The organism is Okeania sp. SIO2C2 (assembly GCF_010692625.1).
Lineage (GTDB): Bacteria > Cyanobacteriota > Cyanobacteriia > Cyanobacteriales > Microcoleaceae > Okeania > Okeania hirsuta.
In genome coordinates this window covers 25,790-39,229 of the sequence record NZ_JAAHGM010000028.1, presented here as the reverse complement: position 1 = coordinate 39,229, position 13,440 = coordinate 25,790, and the positions used below count along the sequence as shown (strand labels likewise).

The following is a 13,440-nucleotide window of genomic DNA, read 5'->3' as shown; positions in this document are numbered from 1 at the left end:
TATAAGCGATCGCTTATCTATCTGTCTCAGTAAAAGAGGAGTTATATAGAAGAAGTTTTCATCATTTTACTTGTATGAGGGCAACTAAGTATATCCACATTATTTTCCGAGGATAATTGATTTTTTGGTCTCTGTGAGAGTTAGGGTTTAAATATATATGTCATCTGACTTTTGACTGTAGAAAAAATCAAAATATCGCTAAATTTTCCAATATATATATAGATGTATAGAGAGTACTTGGATTTGGTAGTTAATTTTTTATAGTGGAGCTGAAAGTATCTCATTCCTACTCAAGTTTTTCTGTTGAAAATTTGAGTTCTCTCAGAATTTGAATGGCTGTGAGTTGTTGATTTTCCCTAGATTATTTTCCGAGGATAATTGATTTTTTTATCTTGGTGAGAGCGAGGGTTTAAATATATCTGTCATCTGACTCTTGACTGTAGAAAAAATCAAAATATCGCTAAATTTTCCAATATATATATAGAGAGTAGTTAGATTTGGTAGTGAATTTTCTATAGTAGAGCTGAAAGTATCTCATTCCTACTCAAATTTTTCTGGTTAAAAGTTGAGTTATCTCATAATTTGAATGACTGTGAGTTGTTGATTTTCTCTAGATGAATTTCAGAGGGTAACTTATTTGAACCTATCCCACTATTTTTAACAAGCTTATTTGTTTAAGTAAAATATTTTTGAAAAGCTTGATTTTTCGTTTTTAACTCTCAAAATATTTAGGGTTTTTAGCAAAAATCTTATTACTGGGATAGGTTCTTTTTTTTGTCTTGCTGAAAGTCAGAGATTAAATATATAGCAACAGTCGCCATTACTATATTTGATATATCAAAAGCTTAAAACTCAGACAACACCAGATCTTTCCTTCTTTTTTCTTCCTTCTTCCTTCTTCCTTCTTCCTTCTTTCTTCTGCTATACGAAATTACTCTCAAACAGTCGGTCAATAATTATAGTGATAAACTAACTGTGTTATTTTGAGCAGTTTAAATTACAGAACATGACTGAGACTAGATTTAATTCTTTAGAAAATTCCATTCACCAAGAACTTCTAAAATTTATACCCGCTGATGCTAAACTTATTATCGAATTTGGCTGTGGTAATGGCACAATAGCTTCTCAATATAAACAGATTAATCCTCACTGTTATTATATTGCCATTGAATCTAATCCAGACTTTGCTAAAAATTCTGTCTTACAAGTAGATAAAATTTTAGTAGGAAATCTACAGCAAGATATTTCTACTCTAAATATTCAACCAGAAACAGTAGACTGTCTGATTTATGGTTTAGATTTAATGGCGATCGCTGACCCGACTGCGGTTTTGAAATATCATCAAAGTTGGTTAAAAAATGATGGTCAAGTTTTGGCTATTGTACAAAATGTACAGCATTGGTGCAGAATTTTTAATTTGCTTAAAGGTGCTTGGGAAAATTCGGAAATAATTCGTCATTGGTTTACTCTGGAAAGTCTCAAGTCATGTTTCGCTAACGCAGGTTTACAAGTATATGAAATACAAACTCGTGGTGAAAAGGGAGAGGAGTTTCAACAGTTTCTCCAAGTAACTGAAGGTCTGGTTGATGCTTTGGGTTTGGATTCAAAAAAGTTCGCTACTCAGACCGCTGCTGAATATTTCATTGCACGCGCTACCAAATCTCCTATCCCTCCCCGGAGATTATTAATTCAAACAATAATTATGGACCCGAAAGTTTGTGGTACTGTCAGAGTTTTGGAACCAGACCGCTTTAGCGCTACTATTCCTGGGGTGAGAACTTTTTCTGCTACGAAAACTGCTGACTTAAATATAGGGTTGCCTCAAGAAGAAAAGGTGTTTATCTGGCAACGCACAATTTTAAATTATCCGTCTGACTTTTATAAACTTAGGTCTTTGCTGGAAAAGGGTTATTTGATTGTGGCTGAAATTGATGATAATCCGTTGCGTCGTCCTGAATATGCTGAAAATAATTATCTTAGCTATCGTGGTTGTCACTGTGTACAAACTTCTACCCCATCCCTAGCTAATTTTTTACGTCAATATAACCCCAACGTTGTAGTTTTTCACAATCAACTGCCTAGAATAGTACCCCTATATGAGCGCACACTTTTCCATAATAAATATCTTACCATATTTTTCGGAGCTGTCAACAGGGAAGCAGACTGGAAAGAAATTATGCCGATAATCAATCAAGTATTGTCAGATTATCAAGATAAAATTAGATTTAAAGTCATCCACGATAAGTTATTTTTTGAAAGTTTAAATACAACCAATAAAGAATTTTATCCATTTTGCAGTTATGATAAATATCTAGAGATTCTTGGCAGTTGTGATCTTGGTTTATTACCTTTAAATGACAACCCAATTAATCAAATGAAATCAGACTTAAAATTTGTTGAATGTGCAGGTTATGGAGTAGCTGTGCTTGCTAGTCCAATAGTTTATCAAGATTCAATTATTGATTGTAAAACTGGTTTCATTTATCATTCTGTTTCAGATTTTGCTAGAAAATTTAGAAAATTAATAACTGATGAAAATCTCAGAAAAAGAATAGCAATTAACGCTTATGATTGGGTGAAAAATAATCGTTTACTTTCTCAAAATTATCGTCAGCGCCGGGATTGGTATCTGCAAATGCGAGATGAATTAGCGCGTTTAAATGAACAGTTAAAAAATCGTGTTCCAGAATTATTTGATTATTAAAAACTTGAAGTATTATTTTTGAATGACCCAGGATACAAAAAGGGGAGTGGGGGATTGGGGGAGTGGGGGAGTATAGTCATTCTGAATAAGACTGGGACAGTAAGAAGCACAATAATCTCGAATAATATCATCAATCGATTTATATTTTCCTTCGTACATTCTGTTCTTCTTTAATGCACCAAAGTCGTGTTCTATATCATTTAAATCTGGAGAGTATTTAGGGAGAAATATAACTTCATGTCCTTGGTCATTGACTAATTCCCTAATCACCGTTTTTCTGTGAATTGGTGCATTGTCCATTATCAGGACTGATTTTCCCTCAAGTGATGGTAATAAATATTTTTCTAGCCATCCCTCTTTTCCCACAGCATTTAAGCTTCCTTCAAAAACCATTGGAGCTATTTATACTTTCTTTCTTTTTCTTCTTCCTGCTACCAAGTTTTCTCTTTTTTTCCTCTTGCCTTGTTTCTCCCCTCTGACTTTCTTCCCTCTGTTTGACCAAGCTTGCTAGACATTCTTGAACTGACTCAAATCCACTCTCGTCAATATATACAAGGCTTTCTATCCCATAATTTTTTATCAATTCTCTGAGTAATTTATAGTACCTTATTCTTTCAAGTCTATTTCTTTCTCGATACCTTAATTCTTTTTTTTTGCGTGATTTTCATAACTTGCAACGCATAACCAATTGAACTAATATTAACTCCAAACTTAACAGCGCGAGCGCTTTGGGTTAAATCTGGATTTTCTTTCACATCTTTTTCTAATGCCTGCCAATCTAGTTTTCGCCGACGTCTTGTGACTTTTGTCGGCTTTAAATCCACTCTTGCTAGCCATCGATATATTGTAGAACGTCCCACTTTATAGATTCTGGCAGCCGATAAAATACTTCCTCCCTGTTCAATATAATCAATGACTCTTGTTCGTAAATCTACACTGTAAGACATTCTTGAAATTATTTATTCTGGTTTATATTTTACTCTTTATATTGTATCACTCTTATTCGGAATGACTATAATACCAATTTGAAAAAAGAATGTGATGAATAATAAGTGCAATAAAAAGATTTTGCCGGAAATGTCCCTTTGACAAAAAAGAGAATTTACGACCTAAAAACTGGTATTGAAGCAATTCATGATGACTCCTGACTCCTGAGGACTGACTCCTAAGAAATAGCCTAACTATTTGTAGTAAATATTTATCAAATTGGTATAAGGGAGTAGGGAGCATTTTTCTACCTTTTTCCCTGTTCTATTTCTGAATTTCCTGACTTCTGACTCCCATGCCAAAAACACATACCGCGTCAAAGATACCATAAGGGTTCTACAAAATTAAATACAGCAATTGTCACAGGTGTAATCGTCTGAATTATTTAGTTATCAAAAAAAATAGTATAGTTTATTAGTCTATGTTTGTTTTCTAAAAAAATTAAATTATTAAAAACATAGTGTTCCAGAACTATTTAATACCAGTTTTATATGAGGTTGCATAGAATTTGAAATTCATTAAATCGATCTATATCTATCTAAACTTACCTACGGTCAATTATGTTTGAAATATTATTCTATGCAGCTTAATTTCAATTTGGTATAACAGATCAAAATTGACGTATGATTTTTGAATAAGTAGTTGAGCTGCCAAAAAAGTTAGTATTAGTAGATTTTTCTACTCCCTACTCCCTACTCCCTACTCCCTAATCTAAATAAAAATGCGAATATTATTTACAATTGCTCATTTTTTTAACCCTGAAGGTAGCGGAAAACATGGTTCTTTACGCAAAGACCCGCAAACACGACGCATAGCATTAACTACCTGTTTAACTGCATTGCGTGCCTTATATGCTAAATCTCAGTACATAATTGATATTAGTAGACATCAAGCAATTCCAGCCAATCAAAATCATGGCCATGATTTTGATATTATTGTTTGTACCACTAAAGGTCTTCATTTATTATCTCAAATTCCTTTGCCCTCAAATTTTCTGATGCACCACAGCACTAACGTAGAACCTATGTTACTAGGTTTTGAATGTCAGGAAGTAATGAAATCATGTCTTGGGAAATACGATTATTATTGTTACTTAGAAGATGATTTAATACTACATGATCCATGGTTATTTGTGAAGTTAAATTGGTTTAATCACCACACAGGAAATGGTAATTTACTTCAACCAAATCGTTATGAAATTTCTCCTTTAGGAGCTATTCCCAAAGCTTATATAGATGGAGATTTAAAACCAGAAATAACAGCTAAATTTCAAAATATTCGAGAACAATATCAGCTTAAGGGAAAAATCATGGAAAAGGTAATTGCCTTTCATAGAACTCTTAACCCCCACTCTGGTTGCTATTTTTTGAATGCCGAACAGATGAAAAAATGGGCTAGTCAACCTTATTTTTTAGACCGAGATACCAGCTTTATTGGTCCGTTAGAAAGTGCTGCTACTTTAGGAATTATGCGGACTTTTAAAATTTATAAACCTGCTGCTGCTGATGCAAGTTTTCTAGAAATTCAGCATTTTGGCACTACATTTTTGAGTTTAATTGATAACCAAATAACATTGCTTCAAGAACAAGCTCCAGCTAAGGAAAAAACTCAGAGTGAAGGTAGAAATAAAGTAGAAAAACAAGTCAAAACAGAAACTAATCCAGAAAAAAATGAGGAGTGATTAAAAATCAATCACAGCCTCATAATTTTGCTTAATGCTAATAGATTATATTAGATAATAAAGATGTCAGATTGAAGTAGGTTAGGAGTACCATTGAGGCGAGCAATGGTAATAATAGGATTACTATCATCATTTTCCAGATTACCGTTAGGATCGTACTTTAACAGACCTGAACCAGCTAGTTCTGGGTCATCTGATGTGTCATTTGGATCTGTTTTTGGGTTTCGTTCATAGATAATAGTAGGACCGCTAGTTCGAGCAAAGCTATCTTCATAGTTATCACCTGGACCAACACCAGCAAAATCATTAATGCCAATAATTGAGTTTTTGCTGGAATTTTCCAAATTAAATCCATTCAAGTCTAGAAGTATCCGGTCATCAGAAGGATCGAAGTCTACGATCACACTATTTTCAGTGACACCCTCCTCAACGGCAAAATAAGCAAAGCTATCGTTACCTTGACCACCAATTAAGGAGTCCCCTGTACCATTAAGGCCAGCTGCAATATAGTCATCACCAGCACCAGCAAGAATGGTATCAGTTCCTCCACGGCCAAATATAACATCATCCCCTGCACCAGCACTAATACTATCTCCTAATGAGTCATCTGCAGTACCACCCACAATGGAATCATCACCTGCTCCAGTAATTAAGGTATCTCCTCCATCACCACCACTTAAAGTGTTACTACCTTGAGTATCTTCTATGAAGAATGGTGCTGTACCTCCACCCTGAAATGCTATTACTGTATCGTTACCTTGTGTATTCCCAATTAACTGATCGCTTGTTCCACCAAACTGAATAAAGTCATTACCCGTACCACCATCAAAGAAGTTTGCCACACCAGCGTTGGTACTACCCAAAAGGATATCATTACCTGAACTACCAATCAGAGTAACTTCAATACTACCACCACCCGAAGCATTGGTACTGATGCTTGTAGCATCAATGGTATCGTCACCCTCGCCCCCATCCACACGACTAAAGATACCACTGAGACAATCATTTCCCTGACCACCAATCATAGTATCTGATAAAAAGCCTGATGCTAGAGTATCATCACCGGCACCACCATCTAATCTGTTTTGACCAGCAAAACCGGGAACAGTAACTGCTATACCATTAGTACTAAATTTATCTTCATTTTCTTCGATCAAACCAGTGATAATTAAGTCATCACCTTCACCACCAACCAAGGTATCTCTTGAAGCTTGGCCCCTGATAGTATCGTTGCCAGCTCCGCCATCTAAGGAATTTCTACCATCACCAAATGGCCCGACTGCACCTTGAATACAGTCATTACCTTCACCACCTATTAGAGTAGACCTTTCTATCGAAGTTAAAGCTATAGCTGTGCTATTAACAGGGGTACCTACAGATTCCTGATTTAGCTGAACTATTACATCATTGCCACGATCTCCACTTACACGGACTTGGCTACCCAAAGAATATAATGTGTCATTATCTCTACCGCCGTAGATAGTATCGCGATCGCCAAAAGCAACAACTAAATCTTCTTGTCGGTTTGCAGAAATAAAGTTTTGGCCTTGACCTGTGTCACCTGTAAATGTAGGTAAGGTGTCAAAATCAAGTGCCTCTACTACTTCCGGAGCAAAGACACTAATAGTGTCATTATCCCTGCCACCATAAAGACTATCTCTTGTGCCGATAAGTAGGATATCATTACCTTGATTGGCAGAGTACCAGTTATCTCCAATCAGGCCACGGAGAAAGTCATCTCCCTGACCTCCATAAAGGCTAGTACGGGAAACAGCTACTAAGGTATCATTTTCATCATCTCCAAATCCGAAACCAGCAGCAGCTTGGAATTCCAGGGAGTCACTCCCTGCACCACCTTCGAGAGTATCTGGTTGACCAGAGTTGTTAATACCAGAAGGACCCCTAGATACCAGTGTATCGTTTCCATCTCCACCTCTAGCTAGACTGCCACCTAGGGTCGAAGTAAAGATCGTGTCGTCTCCACCAATAGCATTAATCGTATCAGGTGCTATATTACCAGAATCCTCCTGATCGAAGCGATCGTCTCCATCAGTTAGCGTTACCATACCGTTTCACTCCTCTACATGGTTTATATCTAAAATATGGACAATTGTTTTGTTTGGCTCAACTACCAACAAATACCAGTAATTTTATATTCGGCTGTAGTTTAACCTGTTTATCTGGAATAAGTCTAGCCTTTTAACTACAAAAATTATCAGCCAAAATTTGGCCTACTATGTGCCTATGGGTTTACCATTATTGACTTTTAAGTACAATCTAGTATTTATACTAAGGCAGCATATTTTTAATGATTGATTATAGTGTTAACATTACCGGAGGACGTGGATTGTTGATTTTAGGTTCCCATATAGTATGGTTGATTTTTAAGGTATCTAGAGTTTAGATGAGGTTAGAGGTTGTTTTTTTTCTATACCTACATCTTTGATTTGTAAGGTGCGGTTAGCAACTTGATGAATTAGTTCTAAATGTTTTGTTAATAAGTTGGAAAGAGCGTATCGCTCTAAAACTGTTTTGCGGGCCTTGGCACGTATTTCTGCCATGCGAGTTGGATGATTCAACACTTCATCAATGCGGTCAGCTATTTGTTTGGGGGAGAAGAAGTCTACTAATAGGCCATTTTTACCATCCTCAATAACTTCCCTCACAGGAGGTGTATCTGATCCTACAATTAGACAACCAGTGGATAGAGACTCAATCATAGACCATGACAGAACAAAGGGTCTGGTTAAGTAGACATGAACATCAGATGCTTGAATGACTTTTAAGTATAGACCATAGGGCAATGAACCAACGAAGTGAACTCGTGATAAGTCCAAGGGTATTTTTTCTAACATTTCTTGTTTGTAAGTTTTACCATTGGGCAAAGATTTACCGTAGCAAACTCTTTCAGAACCGACTATTACTACATGGCAGTTTGGCCTCCTTTCTTGGAGATAGGCGATCGCTTCTATAAATTCTGGGAATCCCCGATAGGGTTCCATGCCTCTTGCTACATAAGTTACAAGTTCATCAACGCCGGACAGGTCTAAATTAGGTAGTACTAATTTTGCCTCTGGATTGGGTTTAAAATAATCAGTATCTACCCCATCGTGGAGTACAGATAGTTTACTTTGGAGTTCTGTGGGAAATTGCGATCGCTGCCAATATGTGGGGGATAATCCCCAATCACAGGTGTACAAGTCTATGAGTATGGGAGCATTTTTTACTCTTATTCTGGCCATATCATCTACTGTTAAGGGTTCTGCGGGGTCGAAGTCAGCATCAGAACCATGGGAATGATAGAACCATTCAAAGTAGCAAAGAAGTGGAGTGTTAGGAAATGCTTCTTTGACAAATAAGGTCGGTCCCCAGCCAGAATGGCCACAAATTATATCTGGCACAAACCCCTGAGCTTTGAGTTGTTCTGCAGTTCTAAATACGGCTTGTCCATAAATTACTGCACTTTCTAGGGGACGAACATAGTGATGGGTTTCTGGACGTGGTTCGCGACTTGGTTTGAATAATGCTTTGTGAACTCCTGGTATTTTCCACTCTGGACGTTCGTTTTTTGTGCCAAATACAACTTGATTATTAGGATTTGCTCCTAAGGCAGTAATAATATGACGATATTGAGCAGGAAAATTTGGGTGCAGGAAGAGATATTTCATAAGTTCTAAATTTGTATTATTAATGATTATTTTTTAATGTTTGAATGTAAGCATTTCCTGGGGACTGCTGCGCAAACAGCTATTAGCAGTCAGCTATCAGCAATTAGTAATTATTCATTACTTCTAGGGTTTAGTCAGGGAACGTATGGCAGTAACTTTTTATTTTTTCTCAATTTCAAAGGTTGCTTTTACCTTGCCTAAAATTCATAGCTGATAGTTAATAGCTGACGGCTTTTTGCTTACGTTTAAATAGGGTTTGCTGATTAAATCTTAAAGAATTGACTGATATTGGCTTTAGTCTTTTTATGATGTAAAAAAGTGCCTGGTATTACGTCCAAAACCCTCAAAATTTTAGCATAAAAGGCAGAATAATTGCAGAAAAATAACTCTGACAAATATATTTGACTACCTCCTAATTAAATTCTATTCTCCGTTCCTCCTAACTACTCCCCCACTTCCCTACTCCTCCACTCCCCTACTCCTTAAAAAGACTTTTTCAGCAAACCCTAAATAATGTCTGGTGCCTGGCATATCCAAATACAATCTCTAGGAACTGAATTAGTATCTTGATGAATAATTTTGTATTTGAGATGGGATAGAAATTTCTCCATTATTGTATTAGTCATTACTGAGTGAGCGGTTCCGTTTCGTTTTCCCATAAGATTGTTATCCCAATCTTTGAGAAATCTTTGCCAACCTAGATCGCTGAGGGTATTTGTGTGGTGAAATATGCAAATTTTTTCTCCTCGTAATTTGGCGGGTATTTTGGTTAGGTAGTTAAAAATATCTCTGGGTTCTAAATGCACCATTGTGTCGTAACAAAAACAAACATCTGCTGTTTTTGAATCAATTTCATTTAATGTTATTCCATCAAGTTTTAGGTATTTGACTTTGGCTTCGCCGAGTCGATTTTTAGTAGCATTTAACATAGAATTGGAGATATCAGCACATATTAATTTTTGGCAATGTTTGAGCAACAATTCTGCTGTACGTCCTCCACCAATGCCTATTTCTAGTACTGTATGTTTTTCATTGATATATGGTGCTATAAATTTTTGTTCTATTAATTTTTCATATTCTGCTAATGAGTTGGCTGCCCCTGCTGCTTTACCTATCCATTCGTCACCTATATGAGTTAATTCGGGATAATCTTCATGCCATTTTTTTGCATATTCTTCCCAAGAATTTTCATAATCAATAGTCATTTTTATTTGTTTACTTGTGAGTTTTTTTAGTTAAAATATCAATTCTATTTTAGCCAGGGTTGTTTCATTCTCAACTGTACAGTTTTATGTATTGACAAAACTACGTTATTTCAAGGTTTAGGACATTTATCTTTCGCTGTCTGAAAATCAATAAATTAATTGGCAAAATCTAGAATGAAATGACCCTGTATTTTAGTTGTGAAAAAATATCTTTGAATTTAGGAAATAGGGAATAAGGATAAAATTTTCAGAGTTTTTATATGTCCTGATATTTTTGACAAATCATTTGGGATTACTATATTAATAAATAGACTAAATCAAATGTCAAGTATACTGTTTTGTGATTGTTTTAACTAGCTATCAGCGATTAGCCTAGATAAGTAGAACATGGTAAATTATGGGCGCTATGTATCAAATTGTAAATTGGATCAAAAGTTTATATTCAATGGCTTTAGAAGTTTTTTGATTAAATGTGCAACGTCTTTTTTTTAGCTTGCTCTACTATTTAATATTTATTAATGATATTTTTATTGCTTATTGCGGTATTTACAGTTGTCTGCTTATATATTATGTATTGGCAGCAGATTATGCCTCCTTTACCCTTCTTCTAGATATTTTTTAGATATTTTTGAAAAAATCAAAAATCAAAAACCTGAAATTAGTTAATTATTTATCTGTAACCGGACTAAGCGCAGGAATTGCTTTGTTGGCTGTTCCATCTAATGCGCAGAGTATTCCCATTCCTAACCTATTTCCTACTGGAGTTGATAGTTCTGGTACGATTCTTGGAGATGGTGTTGCCGATCCTCACTACAATATTATTGTAGGAACGGTAAGTTCTGGTACCGTTGTGAATCAGGCTAATATTCCTCCGGTTTGGTTTCCTAACAATTCAAATTCTCGCTGGATTTGGGAAACGGCAACTGGTCAACCCATCAAGGTTACTCGTACTTTTAGGACATATTTCGACCTTACTGGATTAGATCCTAACACCGCCTCAATTTCAGGTGAATGGGCTGTGGACGATCAAGGGCTTGATATCCTAATTAACGGAATATCGACTGGACAGACGAGTTCTGGCTTTACTAATCTAGATACTTTCATTATTAATAGCGGATTTGTTTCCGGCGTAAATACCCTAGACTTTATAGCATTTGACTTTGGGGTCATCTCTGGGTTCCGAGTTGATTCAATCAGTGGTAACGCAGATTTGATAGGACGTAACGCAAGGCTTATAGCAGAGACTGAACCTATACCCGAACCATCTTCACTCTTATTTGCTTCCGGCTTAAATACCCTAGACTTTATACCATCTGACTTTGGGGTCATCTCTGGGTTCCGAGTTGATTCAATCAGTGGTAATGCAGAGCTTATAGCAGAGACTGAACCTATACCCGAACCATCTTCACTCTTAAGTTTATTAGTAGTAGGTTTATTAGGTACAGTTTCCCTTAAGAGAACTCCAGAAAAATAATGATCCAATTAATCTCTGGGGTAACCAATTATTTCCACAAACCACTTTGGTAAGTCATACCATTTATCTGTAACAATGCGCTTAATAATTATTGCTCAGACCTTATTAAACTGACTATTTTCATCTTTATATTAAGCGCAAATTTATGGATAAATGGTATCAGGAGTAGCGTGTCAAGCTTTAAATGTTGCTTTAAGAAAATAGTACGATGCCGATTTTTCAAAGTTTTTAGTGAGACCATCTTTCAAAAGTTGAATGCTTACAAATTAATTCTCATATATTCAGCTAATTTTTGATTATAGGGTTGGAAATATTCTACTAATTCCTGATATATTTCTGCACTAGGTTGTGAGTAATTGCCAGAATTATATTGAAGATATTCTTCTGAAAAATGTGCAGGTAGTTCTAAGAATTGAAATACTTTGTTCATTGTTTCTTGAGGGTGACTGAATAAGTCTTCACTTTTGAGAATAAGAAATTGTTCTTTGGGAAAAATATTCATCCAATTTTGCAGTTGTTCAATATATTTGCTCTGGCTAGATATGTATAATGTTGATGGTTAAAACTGTAATATGTTCCTGTTTGAATGATTTTTTCTACTTCTCCTTTTAGGCGATTTTGTTCGGCAGCGATCGCTTCTTTCAAAGTTAATTTTTCAGTTCCTAATCTAACTTCGTGATCATAATGAGATATTGCTCTTTCTGCTGGGTTTCTCAACAATATAATTAATTTTATCTGAGGATATATATCAAAAATTCGTTGGGGTACGAGAGGATGAAATAAATAGTAAGGGCTTGATTCTCCTGTAATTATTCCTGGTTCTAATTCGGGAAATTGGGATTGATACCATTGTAAATCTTTGTCAAAATTTAAGTCAAAGTAATGAATTTCATGTTGTAAGGATGCTGCAATTAAAGGATGTTGTACTAAATAGTTATATAAGGAATTAGTACCACATTTCTGCGCTCCAATTATCAAAAAATGGGGTTTGTTGCTGTTAAGATTTTCTGTGGATAGGATGGTGATATTTTTTGTTCAAGTTGGTACCAATATATTCATTTAGTTTTTGGCTAGAAAGAATATTAGTCTAGCTAAATATTTAAGATTTATTATTTATTATTTTAGTGAGACCATTTTTCAAAAGTTGAATGCTTACAAATTAATTCTCATATATTCAGCTAATTTTTGATTATAGGGTTGGAAATATTCTACTAATTCCTGATATATTTCTGCACTAGGTTGTGAGTAATTGCCAGAATTATATTGAAGATATTCTTCTGAAAAATGTGCAGGTAGTTCTAAGAATTGAAATACTTTGTTCATTGTTTCTTGAGGGTGACTGAATAAGTCTTCACTTTTGAGAATAAGAAATTGTTCTTTGGGAAAAATATTCATCCAATTTTGCAGTTGTTCAATATATTTGCTCTGGCTAGATATGTATAATGTTGATGGTTAAAACTGTAATATGTTCCTGTTTGAATGATTTTTTCTACTTCTCCTTTTAGGCGATTTTGTTCGGCAGCGATCGCTTCTTTCAAAGTTAATTTTTCAGTTCCTAATCTAACTTCGTGATCATAATGAGATATTGCTCTTTCTGCTGGGTTTCTCAACAATATAATTAATTTTATCTGAGGATATATATCAAAAATTCGTTGGGGTACGAGAGGATGAAATAAATAGTAAGGGCTTGATTCTCCTGTAATTATTCCTGGTTCTAATTC

Annotated in this window: 9 protein-coding genes and 2 pseudogenes; 3 read left to right on the top strand and 8 right to left on the bottom strand. The window is 35.3% G+C overall.

Annotation, left to right across the window (positions count from 1 at the left end; translation table 11 throughout):
* Positions 1-1,006 precede the first annotated feature (1,006 nt).
* A complete protein-coding gene (locus F6K18_RS21050; protein ID WP_287523676.1) occupies positions 1,007-2,704 on the top strand; it encodes a methyltransferase domain-containing protein in 1,698 nt (565 codons plus the stop codon).
* Between the two features lie 105 nt (positions 2,705-2,809).
* Here F6K18_RS21050 and F6K18_RS21045 read toward each other — a convergent pair.
* Positions 2,810-3,651, bottom strand: a pseudogene (locus F6K18_RS21045) (IS630 family transposase); the annotation flags it as partial.
* Between the two features lie 761 nt (positions 3,652-4,412).
* On the opposite strand from F6K18_RS21045, the gene F6K18_RS21040 reads away from it, so the two are divergent.
* Positions 4,413-5,372 (top strand): calcium-binding protein, encoded by a 960-nt coding sequence (locus F6K18_RS21040; protein ID WP_287523674.1) that lies wholly within the window; start codon positions 4,413-4,415, stop codon positions 5,370-5,372.
* A gap of 50 nt (positions 5,373-5,422) precedes the next feature.
* Here F6K18_RS21040 and F6K18_RS21035 read toward each other — a convergent pair whose 3' ends face one another.
* The 3 genes from F6K18_RS21035 to F6K18_RS21025 form a co-directional block, all read right to left on the bottom strand.
* Positions 5,423-7,438 carry a calcium-binding protein gene (locus F6K18_RS21035; protein WP_287523673.1) on the bottom strand — a complete coding sequence of 672 codons (2,016 nt, stop codon included), beginning with the start codon at positions 7,436-7,438 and terminating at the stop codon, positions 5,423-5,425.
* A 327-nt stretch (positions 7,439-7,765) separates the two neighbouring features.
* On the bottom strand, positions 7,766-9,040 hold the full coding sequence (locus F6K18_RS21030) for a glycosyltransferase family 4 protein (protein ID WP_287523672.1): 1,275 nt from the start codon (positions 9,038-9,040) through the stop codon (positions 7,766-7,768).
* A gap of 506 nt (positions 9,041-9,546) precedes the next feature.
* A complete protein-coding gene (locus F6K18_RS21025; RefSeq protein ID WP_287523669.1) occupies positions 9,547-10,245 on the bottom strand; it encodes a class I SAM-dependent methyltransferase in 699 nt (232 codons plus the stop codon).
* A 628-nt stretch (positions 10,246-10,873) separates the two neighbouring features.
* On the opposite strand from F6K18_RS21025, the gene F6K18_RS21020 reads away from it, so the two are divergent.
* Entirely contained in the window at positions 10,874-11,719 is an 846-nt protein-coding gene (locus F6K18_RS21020) for a PEP-CTERM sorting domain-containing protein (RefSeq protein ID WP_287523667.1), read from the top strand.
* 259 nt (positions 11,720-11,978) lie between these two features.
* Here the strand turns inward: F6K18_RS21020 and F6K18_RS21015 are convergent, their stop codons facing one another.
* The 4 genes and pseudogenes from F6K18_RS21015 to F6K18_RS21000 all read right to left on the bottom strand — a co-directional run.
* Positions 11,979-12,221, bottom strand: coding sequence for a sulfotransferase domain-containing protein (locus tag F6K18_RS21015; protein WP_287523661.1), 243 nt, complete (start codon positions 12,219-12,221; stop codon positions 11,979-11,981).
* A complete protein-coding gene (locus tag F6K18_RS21010) occupies positions 12,218-12,697 on the bottom strand; it encodes a sulfotransferase domain-containing protein (RefSeq protein WP_287523664.1) in 480 nt (159 codons plus the stop codon). Before F6K18_RS21010 ends, F6K18_RS21015 begins: the two co-directional genes overlap by 4 nt.
* 174 nt (positions 12,698-12,871) lie before the next feature.
* Positions 12,872-13,114: a sulfotransferase domain-containing protein gene (locus F6K18_RS21005; RefSeq protein WP_287523661.1), complete on the bottom strand. Its 243-nt coding sequence runs from the start codon at positions 13,112-13,114 to the stop codon at positions 12,872-12,874.
* A pseudogene (locus tag F6K18_RS21000) lies at positions 13,111-13,440 on the bottom strand (sulfotransferase); the annotation flags it as partial. The pseudogene F6K18_RS21000 and the gene F6K18_RS21005, both read right to left, overlap by 4 nt.

Excerpts from the sequence above, each read along its gene's own strand:
- F6K18_RS21050 (WP_287523676.1), top strand. The coding sequence starts at position 1,007 with ATGACTGAGACTAGATTTAATTCTTTAGAAAATTCCATTCACCAAGAA.
- F6K18_RS21040 (WP_287523674.1), top strand. The coding sequence starts at position 4,413 with ATGCGAATATTATTTACAATTGCTCATTTTTTTAACCCTGAAGGTAGC.
- F6K18_RS21035 (WP_287523673.1), bottom strand. The coding sequence starts at position 7,438 with ATGGTAACGCTAACTGATGGAGACGATCGCTTCGATCAGGAGGATTCT.
- F6K18_RS21030 (WP_287523672.1), bottom strand. The coding sequence starts at position 9,040 with ATGAAATATCTCTTCCTGCACCCAAATTTTCCTGCTCAATATCGTCAT.
- F6K18_RS21025 (WP_287523669.1), bottom strand. The coding sequence starts at position 10,245 with ATGACTATTGATTATGAAAATTCTTGGGAAGAATATGCAAAAAAATGG.
- F6K18_RS21015 (WP_287523661.1), bottom strand. The coding sequence starts at position 12,221 with ATGAATATTTTTCCCAAAGAACAATTTCTTATTCTCAAAAGTGAAGAC.
- F6K18_RS21005 (WP_287523661.1), bottom strand. The coding sequence starts at position 13,114 with ATGAATATTTTTCCCAAAGAACAATTTCTTATTCTCAAAAGTGAAGAC.